This window comes from Baaleninema simplex PCC 7105 (genome assembly GCF_000332355.1).
GTDB lineage: Bacteria > Cyanobacteriota > Cyanobacteriia > Cyanobacteriales > Geitlerinemataceae > Baaleninema > Baaleninema simplex.
Genome location: NZ_KB235958.1, coordinates 131,656 through 149,462 on the forward strand (window position 1 = coordinate 131,656; position 17,807 = coordinate 149,462).

The window sequence follows — 17,807 nt, forward strand, 5'->3', positions numbered from 1 at the left end:
GGGTCAATCAACAACCCTTGGCCACGCCTCTAATCTGCCTCGGAGATGGACACGATGGGATCTGGAATCTCTTTGCCGACATAGGTGATACCACTCAGCGGCAAGAAGTTCTCGATTGGTATCATTTGACGGAGAATTTAGGGAAAGTGGGTGGGTCGCAGCAGCGTCTCGATGCCGTTGAAGCTTGTTTGTGGCGAGGTGATGTGGAGGGGTCGCTGGCTCAGTTCGAGGATTGGTCACACCCGCGCGTCACCAAGTTGGTGGCTTACGTGCAAAAACATCGACACCGCATCGTCAACTACAGCTATTACCAGTGTGAAGGGATTTCTATCGGCTCTGGAGCCATTGAATCGACGGTCAAGCAGATTGGTCGGCGTCTCAAGATTTCCGGCGCTCAGTGGGAACGTCAGAACGTTCCACAAGTCCTCAAGCAACGCTGTGCTTATCTCAATGGAGACTTTTACGCCTAACACTTGCAAAACTGGGATGCACCCGTATAAAAATTCAGATCCCCGGCATCTTGGAGATGCCGGGGATCTCGCCCCCACCGACAACCTCTAAGAAACCCAATTTTTAGAGTTCCTCGCCCCCACCGACAACAACCCATTTTTAAAATTTATCATTTTCAGCCGTTGCCAATCGTTTGACTTCCTGAAAATTGACTTTACCGCGATTGTTGCGAGGCAATTGTTCGACGCGAATCCATTTTTTGGGATGCTTGTAAGAACTCAATAATTTTTTAAGCTCTTTTTTTATATTTTGTGATATAATTTCAATTCGAGCGACATAAACCGCCGTAACGATTTCTCCCCAGTCAGAATCGGGAATTCCCACAACACAGATATCCTCAACAAAACCCGTCGATCGCACTGCGTTTTCCACTTCGACAGGAAAGACGTTTTCCCCTCCCGTAATAATCTTTTGACTGTCTCTTCCCAACAGGTGTAAAAACCCATTTTCGTCGAAATAGCCCGTATCGTCGGTGTCTAACCGCTGCAACCTCTCAGTTTTGCCAAGGGGAGAATACCCCAGCATCAGAGACTGAGAACGAATCGCCACCCGTCCGATTTCTCCTGGGGACAAAGGATTTCCCAACTCGTCTAAAATCGAAACCTCAGCATGAGGTAAAACTCTACCGCTGCTGAAATTGCCTTTTAAAAACTCGTGGGGATGAAGTGTCACCACTTGCGATGCTGTTTCCGTCATTCCGTAAGTCAACGCCACCGGAATCTCGAACTGTTTCGCTTTTTCTAACAAACTTTGCCAAGCGGGGGCACCACCGAGTAAAACTCCTTGAAAGCAAGACAGCCAAGTTGCCGTTTTCGGGGAGTTGAGGAGGCGGTTTAACTGCGTGGGAACGAGAGAAATCCAGAACGTTTCAGGTTCGAGGTTGGGAAAAGTTGCCGATTCGATCGCCTTTGAGTAACAAATCGCCAAAGTTCCCCCCGTGACGAGCGATCGCATAAACTGCATTAACCCGCTAACATGAAATAACGGCAGCGTACAGCAACAGTTAATTGTCTCGAGATGGAACTGTTGCCGAAACCCGAACACCGACGCACAAAGGGTTTCCCAAGTATGAACCGCAAAGCGAATTTTTCCCGACGATCCTCCGGTGGGAATGGCAATTCCGGGGTGAATTTCGCGATTTTTCTGAGAGTGGGTTGCAGAAACCGCCGTGGTTCCCCAAACCACATCGAACTCTGCAATTTCCCGAACCTGTTTCCATTCCGACTCTCGCCAATTGGGATTTGCCAAAAACAGGGGAACGTTAGCGATGCAAGCGGCGAGAAATTTGGCTAAAAACACGACAGGTTCGGCTTCGCAAAGTAAAACAGTTGGCTGTTTTGGGAAACTCTGCAATTCTGCTAAAGTGCGATCGACAATTTCTGCAAAGCGATCGCTTCCCTCCGCCACCAACTCAAACCCATCGCGACGCTGCTGAAAAAGCGTTAGCGGATCTACCATCATTCCGTAAAAGATAGTGTCATCGTTGCTTTCGAGTTTCGATCGAGCTCGGTTTTGCAGTAGTATGGCATTATGCTTGATGGAAAATAGACAACACCAATTTATCAACCAATCTGCATTTTTAACTCCCTTTTTTAGGGCGATATTTAGACGCGATCGACGATTAATAATTAATACAAAAAAATTAAATTTAAAGCATAAAAAATATGTTTTTTATGCTTTTTTAGATTAATTAATAAGTATCACCTAATTTCCTCAATATGCTTTTTAAGATTGTTAGCCATAATCTGAGTTATATTACCATCCCTAAAAGTGACTTTTCCTGTCTCAAACGATCCAGATAGCAAATCTTCGAGATGAATATGTACTAAATATATATCTCCTTCTCTATTTTTACGTTTTAGCTCGGCTTCCGCATCAGGAGCGAGTCCAGAAGCTGTAATAATTATTCCAATATCTAGTTTTTCACGATCCATAGCCAGTATAAATCCACCCAGTCGATCGGCATCAAATTTCCGTTTTTCAATCTTAATGTTAATAGCTGCTACACAATCACTATCCAGCCAAATGACATTTACTCGTCCATCAATTCTTCCATCCTGATTTCCTCTCCTGGGTGGTAAATCCCTGACACTAATTTTGGGGTCTCCCCCAATCAAAAGAAGGATTTTATCTTGTACTTCCTTCTTTTGTTTTGGTGTTTTTTGGCTGACTAGCTTTCTTACAATTTCCTTTTCAAGCTGACCCATTTTCAATCACTTCTTCACTACCAAATAATGTTTCTAAGCTTTCTAGCGCAAGTTTCAACACAGCATCTATAATGTCTTCCGTAGATTCTATGTTAGGATTAACCGTCAAAATATTTGACGACAAAATCAGTAGATTCCATTTCAAGATTTTGACATCGATTAAAGTCATTGGACGATCGGAATCTTGTTGATTATTTTTTTGAGTCGATCGCGCTGATTTGTCAATGTAATGTAAGATTTTTGAGGCATCATCATAGCTAAAGCAATCTAAAAATTTACGATCGGGTTGGCTGTGTCTTCCAGCTAAAAAAACAAAAGCTTTCTGGATTGTAGCCCTATTCGTTGTTGTTCCTAGATAACGCTTTACTAAACGGCATGAATTGGCATCCAACTTTTCTTCTTGAAAAGTCATGGAAATTTTGGCATGAATTCCAGCCTTTGTCTTTTTGCTTATTTCGCGATCGAGTAACAGCATTTATACATCAACTCCTATCGAACTTAGTAATTTTTCTATAGAGTCAAAGAACGCTGGATCTTTAATATAGTATGGATCGGGTTCTGTACTGAAAGGAATCCACTCTGGACTCAACAAGCCTAAAATTCCTTCTCGTTCCATTATACCCTCAACGTCTTGTCTCCTTGATGAATAATCACTTAAGGAGCATTTGTTAATAACTACTTGGAGGTTTATTCGGCTACTACCGACTAAAGCAGCTCTAGCCAACTTAGCAGTTTCTCTCGTGATACGTCTACAGCCTTTTGGATCGCTAGGCACTAAAGGTACAATCACTCTCCAGCCTCTATGATTTTCATCTAATAAGTTACTTTGAATTTTGAAGTAGTCATCAGTATCGGCCACCAAAACATCAAATTTAGAAGATCCTGGGAATCGAGAGGGGAGTTCTTCTAGTTCTTTTGTCTCGATTTTGTTGTTCGAACTATCAAAATCGTGACTGGCTTTTAAGTCTTCAGACATTAAGCCTCCTTGAGCTAAATCTAAAGCCCAGACACGCTTACCTTGTTTAGCCAGAAATAGCGAAATATTAGTTGCCAGTGTTGTTTTGCCAACTCCTCCTTTAGGAGCGTTAACAACAATTTTTAGCACAGCCGTCAATTCCTCAATTTAAGACAATAAGTTAGTAAAAGAAATTAGCAGGATACTTCTATATCTCTGTCATACTTTGGTCTATCTTTTTGGCAAATAACAGAGTTATATTTATTTTTTTGTCAGTTTTCTGAAAATTGCCATAGTCTGGGATATCTCAAAGCTAATTTTGCTATCAAATACTTAATATACCCAATGTACCCTGCTAAAATTTTAGCACAACCTCATCTGCAAACCATCCCTCGATACCAAATCCTACCGCACGAGGAACCGTTTGCAACCTTGCCGCGAGTCGCAACGCCGCTTCTCTCCCGATGCGAGTTTCAAACACCGATGAAAATACCGTATCGAGGCGGTGAGTTTCGCAGAGTTGGCGTAACTGAGTCGGCGAACCTGCGATCGCAGCTTTCACGACAAAAATGCCACGCCAGCCGCGACGGATGCAAGTTTCCAGTTGGCGGAGGGTGGCGACGGATTCATCGAGTGCGATCGTTGTTGTGTAGCGATCGCACAATTGCAGCATTTCATCAAATTCTGTCACGGGAAGGGGTTGTTCGAGAAATTCGATCGCCTTTCCCTCGCAAGCAGCTAACCAGCGATTGGCGGTTTCCCAGGTTAACCCCCCGTTGGCGTCGAGGCGAAGTGTGGCGTTTGGCGGAAGAGACGAAAGCAGGCGATCGAACCATTGCAATTCTAACTCGATATCCGTCACGCCAATTTTCCACTTAAACGTTTTTCCCGCTTCGGGTTTCAGCGACTCCAAAATGGAGAAAACCGCCTCCCCCGTCGGTAACAGTTGGCTGTTGGGAAGTTCGGGTGTTAAAGGAGTTTTTTCAGTTAAATTCAACCACGCTGACTCGAAACCAAATTGAGAGGCGGGAAATTTTTCGGAAATCGTGAAAATCTCTGTTTTGCTAAGAGTTTTAGGAGATTGACGACAGAGAGTTAATGCCTCTAAAAATGTTTCAGAACCAAACCAAGGTAATGGCGCGATTTCTCCCCATCCCAAATTTCCTTTGTCATCTGTTAATTTTAGGAGAATTCCCTGACGATTTTTCCAGCATCCGTGATGAGTTTGTAACGGTTGAATAAATTGACGACGATAGGGAAAAAATGAGAAACGATACATTTTGTTTTTTGGGTTAATTTTTTATAGCGATCGCCCAATTTTAGTTCGTCAGTTGGAGAGAGCGATCGCGATGCCTAAAACTCTCAAAGTAAAATTCGAGACTGCTGGGTTCTCTCTGAAAACTCAACCGATAGTTTATTTCTTTTTTTGTGTGGATATGTCAAATCTAAAATCTTCGGATTTTGGATACAAGCTTCTGTACTGATAGTAGCGGCTGTTGGGTTTCACTTCGTTCCACCTAATCTACCCCAGAGCTTCATTTTTTTACATCCATTGAGAATTGAGATGCACCCGAACGCGGAATTTCGACTCAAATAAAAAGGTTTGCATTTTCGCAACTCTTCCAATGACGAGCGATCGTCGTCAACCCACTCAAAAGTCATCACTCAAACTATCATTCTAATTTTTACTTGTATATATAGCAACCTTAAATCAGTTGTGTAACAAAATTGAGACAAAAAGGGAATCGGGAACGGGGAACTGGGAATCAGATTTTTTCGGGTGTTTTAATTTTTGATGACCCATTTGGGACTGCTATATGCTAAGCTATTCTAGCAGTTTTAAATGAGCTGTTACCGATTAAAAAACTTCAAACATCTCAAAGATGTAAGTTAGTTGAATTTGAGTTTATATACTCGATTGGGCTGTTATTGGGTTTCGCGTACTCAATTTGCTCGAAACTTATGTCTTTGAAAAACGGAGATATATCCATTTTCGATTCTCTATCTATTTTTTGTTATTTATTTAGGATCGATCGAGTTGTTTTCCACGAAATTCATATAAAATGTCAGCTCTTTTTGTTTTTGGACTTTACTCTCCTTTTATTATACTATTTTTAGCCTTGCTGTACATGATGTTTTTTGCAAAGAACATTAAAGAGAGCCTAATTACAATTTTTTCAATCTTGTTTGTAAAATTTGCTATATTTATAAGTATTTTAAGTCAAATGGCTGGTATAGGGTTTAGTTTAGGAGATTGGGAGTTTACAAAAGTCGTAAAACATCCGAACTGGATTCGCTGCCCTGAAATTGAGTTCGCTGAGTTTCTAGGGATTTCAGGGATTGTATTATCGAGTTTAGCAATTTTTTTGTGCTTGATAATATTTCCCCCACAACATCGCATCTTGCGTTGGATGTTAATAATTTTAGCGATCGCAGCCTTAGAGATTAGTGCGTATCGATTCATCGAAATACAAGCCGTGTTTCAAATTCTCGATCGCTCCTGTTAAAACCCCTCAAACACCCGAAATTTTTTGAGAGTAAACCCCCTTAAATTTAAACTCAAAACGCCAATTCAAGTTTGAAATGCAACGGTCTCCGATCTCTGACTATAAAATACCTCAGAAGGGGTTCGATAGTCAAGAGATTTTCGAGGACGATCGTTGAGTAAATCTACTGCTTTTTTGACCGCATCTGGTGACAAGATTTTAAAATTTGTTCCTTTCGGAAAAAACTGTCGAAGCATTCCATTTGTATGCTCGTTTAGTCCTCGCTCCCAGGAATGATAAGGATTGGCAAAGTAACAGGATACCCCCAGTTTTTGAGCCAGTTCTTCGTGACCACTAAATTCTTTTCCGTTATCGAATGTCAAGGTTTTATGATGAGAGGAAGGGAGATACGAAAACTCTTCAATTGTGACAGCATTAATGGCTTTTGCTGTTTTGTTTTTGGGGGTCTTCGGAGTTTGTGGTTATAAATGTATACCATAATACAAAAAATTGAAAATTCGAGAGCCAAAACCCTTGAAATCTCGTGAAGTTAGTTTTTCTGTCACCCTAAACTCCGAAGAGCCGTTTTTGGCGAGATTGGCAACTAAAAATTTTGAAGCTTTATCCACATGAGTAACTAGAACACCTGCATGGTGTCCGCCAATCATAGTGTCACTTTCCCAGTGGCCAATCTCCACTTTTAAATCAGCAATTGGAGGGCGATTTTCAATCCCAACTCGATTGGGAATGCGACCCCGCTTTGAGGGAGAAGCTTGACGAAGACGGCGTTTGGGGCGTTCCCGCCTCAAATATTTGGAACAACTTGCCAAGCCGTTATAATCGTGGTAAATCATTTGATAAATCGTTTCATGACTGACCGTTTCCTTTTCCTCTCGCTTCCGCCGACCTACGATTTGTTCGGGACTGTGATACTGCTGAAGTCCTTGTCGAATTTCTTCGACGGTTTCTTCAGAAACCTTCTGGAATTTTTCCTTGGCGTTTTGCCGCCTTTCTTCAGCTTTCTTTTGAGCGGTGTCAGGTAAATACAAACCTTCTTCTGTGGCATTACGCCGGAGTTCTCGAGAAATTGTTCCTTTGTCTCGACCGAGACGACAAGCGATCTCTCCTCGCGAACAGTTTTCTTGAGTGAAGAGTTTATAGATCTCAACACGCTCAGATGGGGTAAGATGGTGATGGCTCATTGGTTCGATCTTCAATTAGGTAATTATTCATGAAAGATCGAAGTATAGCCGATGAGCCTTTATTCGTAAACCCACCGGTGTTGCATTTCATTTTTGAATCGGCGAAATAAACCGTTCTATTTCATTTCAATTCATTCCAAAACGACCGATCGAAGCCTCACTCTGGCTTCTCAAAACCTATGCTAAGCCAAACCCAGTTTTCAATCCGTTTTCCTCCAATTCGATCGCACCGTTTTCAGAATTGCTTCCCCTTCCTAAAACCCCTTATAATAACAACATCAAACAAAGTTTACCCAAGATGCCAACATGACGAACCCAGTCGGATTCGATTTTCTGTCGAACGCTTCATCGTCGCAACCGGATACTGACTCAACCCCCTCAGCGGTGACGGGTGGGTTTAGTGAGGCGTCACCTCCCCCACCCCCTCCCAAACCCCATCCTTCCCAACCGCCTCTCGGATACCGCCTGCAACAGCTCGATCGATTACGAAAGCTCGTATCTAATGAATTTACATTTTTGAGATGCACCCGACTCAACTCAGGCAAACATTGACAATTGCAGAGAAGAATGGAGATGACGATCCTCTATATCTAGAAAAGCAAATCAAACAATTATAAGACTTACTCAGTAACCCAGTTTTTACAAAATTTTGTCATTTTATAATGAAGTGAAGCTCGGAACAAAAAATTAATTTTTTTGACAAACAAGTACGTAAGTTTTGAATTATTAAACGACCTCAAAAATATAGAGAAAGGTGAAAGCTCATGAGTCAATATAGTACGTTGGTTCAGCGATCGGAAGCAGATCGACTGTTCTTAGGCACGATTCCAGAACTCGCCGATCGCGTCGTGATGCTTTGCACTCACGGCAAAACTCGCCAGGAAGCGATTCGCCATGCAGAAGACGTTATCGAAATGTATTTAGTAGCTTGGAAAGAAGAAGGATTGCCGATTCCCGAACCTATGAAGTCTAACTTATTTCAGAACGTTCGCTGAGGTAGATTTCATCCCAAATTTCAGATATACTATTAAGTCTAGACTCGCACTCAGAACGATCGCCCACTGAGATGAGTTACCAATCATGACATTTTTTACTATCGGTCATTCCAACCATTCTTTTGAGAAATTTGTCGCACTTCTCCAACAACACCAAATTAGCGCTTTAGCTGACGTTCGATCGCATCCTTACAGTCGCTATTGTCCCCATTTCGATCGCGCCTTTCTCAAAAAAAACTTACCTGAATTTGGCATCGCCTACGTTTTTTTAGGAAAAGAACTCGGTGCGCGTGCTGAAAATTTGAGTTGTTACGAAAATGGCAAAGCTTTATACAGTCGAATCGCCAAAACCGAGAGTTTTTCTCAAGGGATCGATCGCCTGTGTAAAGGCAGCGATTGCTATCAGATTTCTCTGATGTGCGCCGAACAAGATCCCCTCACCTGTCATCGCGCCATTTTAGTCAGTCGCCATCTTAAAAAACGCGGATTTGACATTCAACATATTCTCAAAAACGGCGATTTAGAAAGTCAAGACTATCTCGAAGAACGACTGCTGGAAAAACACCATCTCGATCGCTATATACAAGACTCTAGCCAGCCAGAAGAACAGGCAACTCAATTGAGTTTGTTTGGTGTCGAAGATAACGCGATCGAGTCTAATGAAAATTCAGAAGAAGAAGCGTTGAAATCCCTCGACAAAAGCGAACTCATCGAACTGGCGTATCAACGTCAAGGAGATGCGATCGCCTACGTCGATAAAACCATGAAAAACTTAACCCTTCAGGAGTCTACTCGTGGCTAAACCCATCCAAATTTTCACCATTGGCTTTACCCAAAAAAACGCCGAAGTCTTTTTCAACAGCTTAATAGAAGCTGGCGTCAAGCGAATTATCGACGCCAGAGCCAACAACACTTCTCAACTCGCCGCATTTACCAAACGAGATGACTTACGCTATTTCCTCAAAACCATCGCAGACATCGACTACATTCACGTTCCCGAATTTGCTCCCTCCAAAGACATTTTGGACGATTACAAGAAAAAGCGAATTGACTGGAACGCTTATGAAGAACGATTTGGTCAGTTAATTCGCGATCGCAAAATTGAAGATCGAATTGCGATCGATCTATTAGATAGTGGCTGTTTGCTGTGCAGCGAACCCAAACCAAATCACTGTCACCGTCGCCTTGTCGCCGAGTATTTTCAAGAAAACTTACCTCTCGACATAAAAATTTGTCACTTATGACAATTTAACGCAACGAAAACCCGGTATTTGCTGGATATCGGGTTTTTAAATAAGTAAGATTAAAATTACAATATTACCTAAATATAACTCAACCAACATAAAATAGAGCAGTGAATACATTTACAATCCTGTGCTTAGCGAATTCGTTCAAGCATGGAGGACGGTGCATTGCTGGCATAAAAACCGATCGATCGGGTTGGATTCGACCAGTTTCTTGCCAATCTGACGGAACCTTAACCGAAGAAGATTGTAAACTAGCAAACGGTAAATTCACCAAACTGTTTGACGTCATAAAAATAAACTGTACCGAAGCGCGTCCGTCTCCTCATCAACCGGAAAACTGGGTCGTTTCTTCCAAAAAATGGCTGTTTTTAGGTCGTCCAGATACTAAGTTTTTGAAATCTCTGTTGAAATCAGAAATCAAACGCTCAAAATGCGATCCGTATGTGTTAGGAAATGCGAGCGATCGCCTCGAGTGGCAGTTTATACAAGAGAATCCCCTCGAATCTTCTCTAAAAATAATCGTTCCCAAAAACATCACCTGGAAAATCACAACGCCAGATTTTATCAATCGAAAATACCGAGTATCGTTCCAGTTTGGCGAAGTACTTTACAACTTACCCATTACCGATCCCGAATGGCGAGAAACCTTAAGTCAGTTACCTGATGGGGACTATTCCGCCGCCGAAGCGATCGAGTATCTAAACCTTCAAAATTTCCACCCCGACAACTTTCTATTTACCCTGAGTTTAGGAGAACCGTTTCAACCGCGATCGCCCGGAGATTGGTATTGTTTTAAAATCGTCGCTGCTGTCATGAACTTGGACGTTTACAATTAATTCCAAAACCCAGAACCTTGCCATTTTCAAGAGGATCGTTACACAAAATTCTGTTGAGCAGTGTCGCTCCCGTTCGTGTTGCTCCTCCAACGAACAAACAATGCGGAATCTGCGTTTCAAATCACTTGTTTTAGATTCTCTCTGTAGCCGCGTTATAAGCAGCGTGGCTACAGAGTTTCAGGCGAATTTACAAAAAAACACTTTGTAAATCGGATTCCGTATGATACCAAAATCATTTTAAGGGCGGAACCGTGTCCTTACAATACAATGCCAACAATTTTGAAAATTCATAAGCTCTACTTATTAGTCTAACTCCAGCAGACCCGTTTTGATAGAATATTTATTAAATTGACGTAACGTTTTAAGTTCGATCGTGAAATACCGACGCTTTGGACGCACCGAATTAAAAATGTCTGTATTCTCCTGTGGGGGAATGCGCTATCAACATTCATGGAAAGATTTACCGCAGTTTGAAATTCCTAAAGACAGCCAACACAATTTAGAAGCAAACATTCATCGATCGATCGAATTGGGAATCAACCATCTCGAAACAGCTCGGATGTATGGAACTTCGGAAATTCAAATCGGACAGATTCTTCCGAAATTTCCTCGTGACAAAATCATCGTTCAAACGAAAGTCTTGCCGACAGAAGATCCTCTAGAATTTCGAGAAAACCTCAAACAGTCCTTACAAAACTTGCAGCTTGAATTTGTAGATTTGCTGGCAATTCACGGTATTAATACCCCAGAATTGTTAGCATATACCTTGCGACCTGGCGGCTGTTTAGATGAGGCGCGAAAATTTCAGAAGCAAGGCCGAGTCCGCTACATTGGCTTTTCCACTCACGGCTCGCCAGAAACGATCGTCCAAACCATTGAATCTGGTGAATTTGACTATGTAAACCTGCACTGGTATTACATTAACCAATCAAATTGGCCGGCGATCGAAGCGGCTCGCCGTCACGATATGGGCGTATTTATTATTAGCCCTTCTAATAAGGGCGGAATGCTTTACAAACCTCCCACAAAATTAACGGAGTTGTGTCGTCCTCTCTCGCCAATGGTTTTTAACGATTTGTTTTGTTTGAGTCGTTCCGAAGTTCATACATTGAGTTTGGGAGCGGCGCGTCCGTCGGATTTTGAGGAACATTTAAAAGTGTTACCGTTGCTGTCACGAGTCGAGGAAGTCTTACTACCAATTCTCGATCGTCTCGAACGAGCGGCGATCGAAGCGTTGGGAGAACAATGGTATAAAACTTGGCATTTCGGACTTCCCAATTTTGACGAAACGCCGGGTCAAGTGAACGTTCCCGTGATTCTGTGGCTGCGAAACCTTGCTGTTGCTTATGATTTAGTAGAATACGGTAAAATGCGCTACAATCTTCTCGGAAATGGGAGTCACTGGTTCCCCGGACAAAAAGCGGAAAATCTCGATCTTCAATTGTTACGATCGAGTTTGGCGAACAGTCCCCACGCTGAAATAATTCCCAAAATCTTGCAGGAAGCCGATGAATTACTCGGCGGACAAGAGGTCAAGCGGCTCTCGCAACAGTAGCGTTTTTAGCTCAATTGATAGAGTCAATCGATCGATCGCGTATCCAATTTCGCAGAGAACGAATCACCTGATTTTCCGACTTCGTTTCTCGTTCCCTCAACAACCCGTTCAATACCTCCGCCGACACCATCGGAAACGCCAGACTCGACGGCGATTCCATATAACCATTAGACTCGGGAGACAAACAATAAATCTTGAGTCGATCGCGCTTCGTATATCGCCAAACTTCCGCAATTCCCAACGCCGCATAAACCCCCATCCGTTGCGTCGAAGGACTGGTAATATCGACTTCGATGGCTAAATCTGGCGGTAAATTTGTCGGAATCTCCGGATCGAGACCTTCCAAAAATCGCGCGTTTTGGATATAAAAACAAGTATCTGGTTCCGCCGCGCGTTGTAAATCTTCCCGTTCCAACGTCAGCGAACCCAAATTAACCACCTCTAAATCGAACTCCTCCGTTAGCGTCGTGACGATTCTGGCTAACAATCGGTTAATGAGTTCGTGAAGCTTCGACGGCATCTTTAACTGTAACCGGCCGCGATCGAACGTCAAGCGGATCGATCGCCTGTCTCCCAAATCCGACAAGAGCGATCGATAAGTTGTCCAGCGAATATTAGACAACACCAGGGTGGGAATGGGTGCGCTCAGAAATTCCTCAACCTCGAACTCACCAATTTTCCTTGACATCGCCGTCTCGATCGCGTCCTTATCGCCATCCCTATTGTACGGAACGCTCAATTTCCCCGAGACGGCGATCTCCGTTACACCGACACCGGTAACGCCAGACTCGCTTTCGTCAACGCCGGAACGATACACTCGCTCGCTAACTTGCCCCCATACAAGTTTCGCGCCACCGGCCCCACCTGTAAAGCCGTCCAAGCCCCCATTAAAAAGAGTTCGCAGTTTCCCCAACGCAGGCGATCGCTCAACACCGGAAGTCCTCCCACCACGGGAACCGGATGAGTTTCCCACATCGCGGCTAACAGCGGATTTTGGCGGATGTCAAAATGGGTTCCTGTCGCCAACCACAGGCGATCGAACCGTTGCGACGAAAGCGTTTTACCCGATTCGCCCAGCGCCGCCTCAACGCGCCATCCCGAATTCGTCCAAGCTGCCGTTGCGATTTGGCAATTTTCTACAAACTCCACCTTTCCCTGTCGTGCCAGTTGCCGCAATTTCAATAAAATTGCTGGGGTTAGAGACCCGCCATTTCTCGCCGATCGCACCATCGCCGCGCGTTTGTCCCAATCTCGTTCGGCGTGAAACCCCTTCAAATACTTCGGCCCCAGCCAACCCGGATCGGCGTCGAACAACTTCCCGTAAAACTCCCGTCGCGCCACCATCGTCACCGTCGCGCCTCGTTTCACCGCACCGATCGCCAAATGTCCGCTCGTGAGTCCGCTTCCCACGATGAGAACGCGACGCTGTTGTAAGTGCGATCGCCGCAAATCGATGTGGTTGGAATGCTGTAAGGCGTCTGGGGGGTGCAGTGGCGGAAGAGACTTCACCCAATCGGGAAAGTTTGGGAGTCCCTCACCCGTCGCCAAAACCACCCGTCGCGCCAGACAAGTCGAACCCTCCGCCGATTCGAGGCGAAATCGACGAGTTCCCCGATACTTCGTCGGTTCGATGTGGGTGATGCGCGTGGGAATAACGCGATCGCTCAATTCCCAACGTCGAACGACATCCTCGCAAAACTCCTCAAATAGCCGAGTTCCCGGTAAATCGTAGGGGGGAAACAGTTCCGTCGAACGCGAAGTTGCAAAACGCCGCAACGCATACGGATCGGGATCGGGATGGTGAACCGCAGGCGATCGCAAATGGGGAATGTCTAAAGCCGCGAACTGCTCTTTCCAATGCTGCATCCAGGTTCCCGCCGGATCGAAAATCGCCAGGCGATCGCGCAGCGACTTCTTTTTCTGCAAAAGATGCGTCACCAGCGTTAACGCTTGAGGGCCCGCACCCACCACCGCCACATCCACAGCCTTCGGACACCGATCTGACAAATTTCTCACCACAGATTCAGTTACAGGACAACTTATGTATAATAAGAATCATTCTCATATTTGGCGAGAGCAACGAACCCAAAACGGCTCTTCCCTCGTTGTCCTGGCTGTTGAAAACCGACGATCTAGGTCTAAGATGAGCGATCGCACCACTTCTCAACCCCCAACCTTAGAGCTTCCCAAGCAGGGAATGCCGGTTACAATTATTACGGGATTTCTCGGCAGTGGAAAAACGACGCTGCTCAACCATATTCTGAACAATCGTCAAAACTTAAAAGTCGCAATTCTCGTCAACGAGTTTGGCGATATTGATATTGACAGCCAATTGCTGGTTTCCATGGAAGAAGATATGGTACAACTCAGCAACGGCTGCATTTGCTGCACGATTAATGAAGGGTTAGTCGATGCAGTCTACAATGTTTTAGAGCGGCAAAACAAGCTAGATTACTTAATTGTCGAAACGACAGGAATCGCCGATCCCCTTCCCATCATGTTGACATTTGTGGGAACCGATTTACGGTACTTTACCCGTCTCGATTCTGTTTTAACAACTGTCGATGCAGAGAATTTCAACGAAGAATACTATACCAGCGAAGCGGCGACCAAGCAGTTAATCTATAGCGATGTCATCTTGCTCAACAAAACCGATTTAGTCGATTCGCAGCGATTGAACGATGTCGAAGCGAAGATTGGAGAGATGAAAGAAGACGCGAGAATTCTTCGCTGTGAGTATGGAAACGTCCCGCTTCCCCTCATTCTCGATGTGGGGTACAACAATCCCAGTGAGTACCATCACGACGACGCTGAAACCCCATCGAGCGAACATCACCATCACGAACATCATCACGAACACCATCACCACGAAGAACATCATCACCACGAACACCACCATCATTCCCATCACTTAGAAAACGACGGATTTGTTTCGATATCTTTTCAGAGCGATCGCCCATTTTTACTCGAGAAATTCCAAGACTTTCTCTGCCAACTCCCGCCAGAAGTCTTCCGAGCCAAGGGGATTCTCTGGTTTCAAGAAAGCCAGCAGAAACATATATTTCAACTGAGTGGAAAACGCTGCGTTCTCGATGTAACGGAGTGGGAAAACAATCCGCCCAAAAATCAACTCGTGTTTATCGGTCGAGATCTCGATCGCGATCGCCTTCACGAATCGATTAAGAACTGCCTTGCAGCTCCAGAAAAACTTAACGCTTTTCGAGTTTAAATGAAATCAAAAATAAGGTTATTTTTCTAAATTGCATAAAGACCAGTTCAAAATTTAGTTTTAGCCAATTTTCGTTGTTTTTTTAACCTAAAAAATTCACAAATCTTTCAGGCTAAAAACTGAATATATCGAGATTTTACACAAGATAAATACCCATCGCTTCTCTGATGTTGGTTTTATCTCCTGATGTCAAAAAACGGTTTCTTATCGCCCAGCAAAGACTATGACTTCACAATTTTCATCTGAATTCTTGCCCTCTGAAGCTGCGATCGCCAACATTCCCGAAGCCACCCGAACCCAAGTTTCCACCGAAGAAATGGAACGAGCGGTTCGCACCTTGCTCGTAGGACTCGGTGAAGATCCCGATCGCGAAGGACTGCGAGACACCCCGAAGCGCGTCGTCAAAGCCCTCAAATTTCTCACCCAGGGCTACAACCAATCCCTCGACGAACTGCTCAACGGCGCCGTCTTCCACGAAGACACCGATGAAATGGTACTCGTGCGCGACATCGACATTTTCAGTTCCTGCGAACACCACATTCTGCCGATTATCGGTCGCGTTCACGTCGCCTACATTCCCAACGGTCGTGTCATCGGACTGTCCAAAATTGCTCGAATTTGCGAAATGTACGCCCGTCGCCTGCAAGTTCAAGAACGACTCACCCACCGCATCGCCGAAGCCATCGAATCCATCCTCAAACCCCAAGGCGTGGCAGTTGTCGTCGAAGCCACCCATATGTGCATGGTGATGCGCGGGGTGCAGAAGCCCGGTTCTTGGACGGTGAGCAGTGCCATGCGCGGTGTATTTGCCGAAGACGTTCGTACCCGCCAGGAGTTCATGAGTCTCATTCGTCACACGCCCGCTTTCCATTAAATCTCATAGTTTCCCAGCGCGATCGTCGCAAAGCGCGATCGCGCTTTCCTCTTCGTCTCAATGTCCCGTCCCATGTCCCATCCCTCCACCTGGCTCGTCGCCGGCCCTTCGGGCGTTGGAAAAACCCGTTGGATCGCTCAACAACTCCAGCAACACCGCGACCCCATCTATGTCCATCTCGGCGGTGGCTCGTTTCCCCTCGACGCCAGCTTGCTCGTCAGCGAGTGTCCCCACATCAGCTTGCTAGACGGCGATCGCGCCTCCCTCGATCTCGTCAACCACCAGGACGCCGGCCGTCCGATTTATCTGGAAGTGGGCTTTCACGTTGCCCTCAACTCCCTAGAACTGCCCCTCACCGCCGTCCGCAAAGTGGCGATCGTTCCGCCCCAGAGTTCAGGGAGCGAGTGGTCGAACTGGGCGGACGAAACCGTCTCCGGTTTGGACGTTCCTGGGGACATCCCCGACGAAATACAGCGACTCATCTTAACCACAGAAGTTCTCGATCCGGCCAGTCTGCATGTCTTTTGGCAAGAACTGACCCTGGGGGCTTACGGCAACGTCCAACGCGCCAAAGGCATCTTTAATCTGGCAGACGGGCAAGTTTTCAGCTTTCAGTACGTCCGGCGGGGTGATGAAAGCAACGATGAGAACAACCCTGAAAACAACTCTGACTATCGCCCGCTGAACCAGCCGCGCACCCTCGACGGTCGCCCCCAACAGTTTAGCGGTCTCGAAATCGTCGGCAGCCAACTCGATCGCAGCGCGATCGCCCAGACGTTACAGGATAGTTGCCTGTCCGATGCCACTCTCAGCCAATATCAGGCGTATCTGCAAACCGAAACTGAAACTCAATCCCCCCAGGAGGTTTCCCCATGAAACTCGCAGTTTTGTCTTGTATCCACGGCAACCTCGAAGCCTTGGAGACGGTGTTAGGCGATATCGATGGCCAACATTGCGATCGCATCGTCTGTCTGGGCGATTTAGTCGGCTACGGCCCCTATCCCAACGAAGTGGTCGATCGCGTGCGATCGTTGAATATCCCCACCGTTCAAGGCTGCTGGGACGAGGACATCGTTGAAGGACTCAACGCCTGCGAATGTAGCTATCCCTCCCAACTGGCGGAACGGCGCGGATTGCAGGCACATCAATGGACGAACGAAGTTGTCCGTCCCGACGTGCGAGACTACCTCGGACAGCTACCTCTGACTTGGAAAGAGGGGAATTTGAGCTTCGTTCACGGTAGTCCCAACAGCCAACACGAGTATCTCATGCCACAACTCGATGGCTTCATTGCCCTCGAACGGGTGTTATCCGCCGAAGCCGACGTGTTGTTCTGCGGCCATACCCACATTCCTTACGTGCGATCGCTCGAAGATGGATCGATCGAACTGCGCGTCAGCGGGCCAGACGCGATTTCCCAGCCCGAACAACAGCTTACGACTTCCCTCAAACGCATTATCAACGCCGGTTCCGTCGGCGAACCGCGCCACGGCCGCCCCAACGCCACCTACGTCATTTACGACACCGAAACCGAAAACGCCGACCTGCGAGAAGTTCCCTACGACTACCGCAAAACCTGCGCGGCGATCGTCGAAAAAGGCTTACCGAAAATCTTTGCTTGGCGACTGTCCCGAGGTTGGGAATTTGCCGAACGCGCCGACGATCCCACCCATCTTTGTCAGCGGTAAACCCGCAAGAAGCCCATATAAGC

The 17,807-nt window shown here is 45.7% G+C and carries 18 protein-coding genes and 1 pseudogene; 11 read left to right on the forward strand and 8 right to left on the reverse strand.

The window, feature by feature from the left end; genetic code table 11:
• On the forward strand, positions 1 to 470 hold a 470-nt coding region (locus GEI7105_RS28720), incomplete at its 5' end, for a UPF0236 family transposase-like protein (RefSeq protein ID WP_017658878.1).
• Between the two features lie 139 nt (positions 471 to 609).
• Here the strand turns inward: GEI7105_RS28720 and GEI7105_RS0102360 are convergent.
• The 5 genes from GEI7105_RS0102360 to GEI7105_RS0102380 all read right to left on the reverse strand — a co-directional run bounded on the left by GEI7105_RS0102360 (position 610) and on the right by GEI7105_RS0102380 (position 4,951).
• Complete coding sequence (locus GEI7105_RS0102360) at positions 610 to 1,971, reverse strand: AMP-binding protein (RefSeq protein ID WP_017658879.1); 1,362 nt, start codon at positions 1,969 to 1,971, stop codon at positions 610 to 612.
• 239 nt (positions 1,972 to 2,210) lie between these two features.
• The gene (locus tag GEI7105_RS0102365; protein ID WP_017658880.1) at positions 2,211 to 2,717 is read right to left on the reverse strand and encodes a restriction endonuclease; all 507 of its coding nucleotides are present in this window, start codon (positions 2,715 to 2,717) and stop codon (positions 2,211 to 2,213) included.
• On the reverse strand, positions 2,704 to 3,192 hold the full coding sequence (locus tag GEI7105_RS0102370) for a hypothetical protein (protein WP_017658881.1): 489 nt from the start codon (positions 3,190 to 3,192) through the stop codon (positions 2,704 to 2,706). The genes GEI7105_RS0102365 and GEI7105_RS0102370 overlap by 14 nt, the downstream gene beginning before the upstream one ends.
• A complete protein-coding gene (locus GEI7105_RS0102375; RefSeq protein ID WP_017658882.1) occupies positions 3,193 to 3,822 on the reverse strand; it encodes a ParA family protein in 630 nt (209 codons plus the stop codon).
• Between the two features lie 205 nt (positions 3,823 to 4,027).
• The gene (locus GEI7105_RS0102380; protein WP_017658883.1) at positions 4,028 to 4,951 is read right to left on the reverse strand and encodes an o-succinylbenzoate synthase; all 924 of its coding nucleotides are present in this window, start codon (positions 4,949 to 4,951) and stop codon (positions 4,028 to 4,030) included.
• A 784-nt stretch (positions 4,952 to 5,735) separates the two neighbouring features.
• On the opposite strand from GEI7105_RS0102380, the gene GEI7105_RS0102390 reads away from it, so the two are divergent.
• Positions 5,736 to 6,179 carry a hypothetical protein gene (locus tag GEI7105_RS0102390; protein WP_017658885.1) on the forward strand — a complete coding sequence of 148 codons (444 nt, stop codon included), beginning with the start codon at positions 5,736 to 5,738 and terminating at the stop codon, positions 6,177 to 6,179.
• Positions 6,180 to 6,244: 65 nt separating this feature from the next.
• On the opposite strand, the pseudogene GEI7105_RS40900 reads toward GEI7105_RS0102390, so the two are convergent.
• Positions 6,245 to 7,360: pseudogene (locus GEI7105_RS40900) on the reverse strand (IS30 family transposase).
• 764 nt (positions 7,361 to 8,124) lie between these two features.
• Between GEI7105_RS40900 and GEI7105_RS0102400 the strand changes: the two are divergent.
• The 5 genes from GEI7105_RS0102400 to GEI7105_RS0102420 all read left to right on the forward strand — a co-directional run bounded on the left by GEI7105_RS0102400 (position 8,125) and on the right by GEI7105_RS0102420 (position 11,993).
• Entirely contained in the window at positions 8,125 to 8,355 is a 231-nt protein-coding gene (locus GEI7105_RS0102400) for a type II toxin-antitoxin system HicB family antitoxin (protein WP_017658887.1), read from the forward strand.
• Between the two features lie 85 nt (positions 8,356 to 8,440).
• The gene (locus GEI7105_RS0102405; protein ID WP_017658888.1) at positions 8,441 to 9,157 is read left to right on the forward strand and encodes a DUF488 domain-containing protein; all 717 of its coding nucleotides are present in this window, start codon (positions 8,441 to 8,443) and stop codon (positions 9,155 to 9,157) included.
• A complete protein-coding gene (locus tag GEI7105_RS0102410) occupies positions 9,150 to 9,599 on the forward strand; it encodes a DUF488 domain-containing protein (protein ID WP_017658889.1) in 450 nt (149 codons plus the stop codon). Before GEI7105_RS0102405 ends, GEI7105_RS0102410 begins: the two co-directional genes overlap by 8 nt.
• 110 nt (positions 9,600 to 9,709) lie before the next feature.
• Positions 9,710 to 10,438 (forward strand): dual OB domain-containing protein, encoded by a 729-nt coding sequence (locus tag GEI7105_RS0102415; RefSeq protein ID WP_017658890.1) that lies wholly within the window; start codon positions 9,710 to 9,712, stop codon positions 10,436 to 10,438.
• Between the two features lie 409 nt (positions 10,439 to 10,847).
• Complete coding sequence (locus GEI7105_RS0102420; protein WP_202804379.1) at positions 10,848 to 11,993, forward strand: aldo/keto reductase; 1,146 nt, start codon at positions 10,848 to 10,850, stop codon at positions 11,991 to 11,993.
• Positions 11,994 to 12,003: 10 nt separating this feature from the next.
• On the opposite strand, the gene GEI7105_RS0102425 is transcribed toward GEI7105_RS0102420, so the two are convergent.
• Together GEI7105_RS0102425 and GEI7105_RS0102430 are read right to left on the reverse strand one after the other, a co-directional pair.
• Entirely contained in the window at positions 12,004 to 12,810 is an 807-nt protein-coding gene (locus tag GEI7105_RS0102425; protein WP_245555360.1) for a Uma2 family endonuclease, read from the reverse strand.
• A complete protein-coding gene (locus GEI7105_RS0102430; RefSeq protein ID WP_035492411.1) occupies positions 12,756 to 14,000 on the reverse strand; it encodes a SidA/IucD/PvdA family monooxygenase in 1,245 nt (414 codons plus the stop codon). Before GEI7105_RS0102430 ends, GEI7105_RS0102425 begins: the two co-directional genes overlap by 55 nt.
• A gap of 136 nt (positions 14,001 to 14,136) precedes the next feature.
• On the opposite strand from GEI7105_RS0102430, the gene GEI7105_RS0102435 reads away from it, so the two are divergent.
• The 4 genes from GEI7105_RS0102435 to GEI7105_RS0102450 all read left to right on the forward strand — a co-directional run bounded on the left by GEI7105_RS0102435 (position 14,137) and on the right by GEI7105_RS0102450 (position 17,784).
• The gene (locus GEI7105_RS0102435; protein WP_017658894.1) at positions 14,137 to 15,222 is read left to right on the forward strand and encodes a CobW family GTP-binding protein; all 1,086 of its coding nucleotides are present in this window, start codon (positions 14,137 to 14,139) and stop codon (positions 15,220 to 15,222) included.
• Between the two features lie 223 nt (positions 15,223 to 15,445).
• On the forward strand, positions 15,446 to 16,096 hold the full coding sequence (gene folE / locus GEI7105_RS0102440) for a GTP cyclohydrolase I FolE (RefSeq protein ID WP_017658895.1): 651 nt from the start codon (positions 15,446 to 15,448) through the stop codon (positions 16,094 to 16,096).
• Between the two features lie 72 nt (positions 16,097 to 16,168).
• Positions 16,169 to 16,972, forward strand: a complete 804-nt coding sequence (locus GEI7105_RS28730; RefSeq protein ID WP_017658896.1) for a CobW C-terminal domain-containing protein — start codon at positions 16,169 to 16,171, stop codon at positions 16,970 to 16,972.
• Positions 16,969 to 17,784 (forward strand): metallophosphoesterase family protein, encoded by an 816-nt coding sequence (locus GEI7105_RS0102450; protein ID WP_017658897.1) that lies wholly within the window; start codon positions 16,969 to 16,971, stop codon positions 17,782 to 17,784. The genes GEI7105_RS28730 and GEI7105_RS0102450 overlap by 4 nt, the downstream gene beginning before the upstream one ends.
• Positions 17,785 to 17,807 lie beyond the last annotated feature (23 nt).

Bases quoted from the DNA above. Each gene is read 5' to 3' on its own strand.
- GEI7105_RS0102360 (WP_017658879.1), bottom strand. From the start codon at position 1,971: ATGATGGTAGATCCGCTAACGCTTTTTCAGCAGCGTCGCGATGGGTTT.
- GEI7105_RS0102365 (WP_017658880.1), bottom strand. From the start codon at position 2,717: ATGGGTCAGCTTGAAAAGGAAATTGTAAGAAAGCTAGTCAGCCAAAAA.
- GEI7105_RS0102370 (WP_017658881.1), bottom strand. From the start codon at position 3,192: ATGCTGTTACTCGATCGCGAAATAAGCAAAAAGACAAAGGCTGGAATT.
- GEI7105_RS0102380 (WP_017658883.1), bottom strand. From the start codon at position 4,951: ATGTATCGTTTCTCATTTTTTCCCTATCGTCGTCAATTTATTCAACCG.
- GEI7105_RS0102390 (WP_017658885.1), top strand. From the start codon at position 5,736: ATGTCAGCTCTTTTTGTTTTTGGACTTTACTCTCCTTTTATTATACTA.
- GEI7105_RS0102400 (WP_017658887.1), top strand. From the start codon at position 8,125: ATGAGTCAATATAGTACGTTGGTTCAGCGATCGGAAGCAGATCGACTG.
- GEI7105_RS0102405 (WP_017658888.1), top strand. From the start codon at position 8,441: ATGACATTTTTTACTATCGGTCATTCCAACCATTCTTTTGAGAAATTT.
- GEI7105_RS0102420 (WP_202804379.1), top strand. From the start codon at position 10,848: ATGTCTGTATTCTCCTGTGGGGGAATGCGCTATCAACATTCATGGAAA.
- GEI7105_RS0102435 (WP_017658894.1), top strand. From the start codon at position 14,137: ATGAGCGATCGCACCACTTCTCAACCCCCAACCTTAGAGCTTCCCAAG.
- folE (WP_017658895.1), top strand. From the start codon at position 15,446: ATGACTTCACAATTTTCATCTGAATTCTTGCCCTCTGAAGCTGCGATC.
- GEI7105_RS28730 (WP_017658896.1), top strand. From the start codon at position 16,169: ATGTCCCATCCCTCCACCTGGCTCGTCGCCGGCCCTTCGGGCGTTGGA.
- GEI7105_RS0102450 (WP_017658897.1), top strand. From the start codon at position 16,969: ATGAAACTCGCAGTTTTGTCTTGTATCCACGGCAACCTCGAAGCCTTG.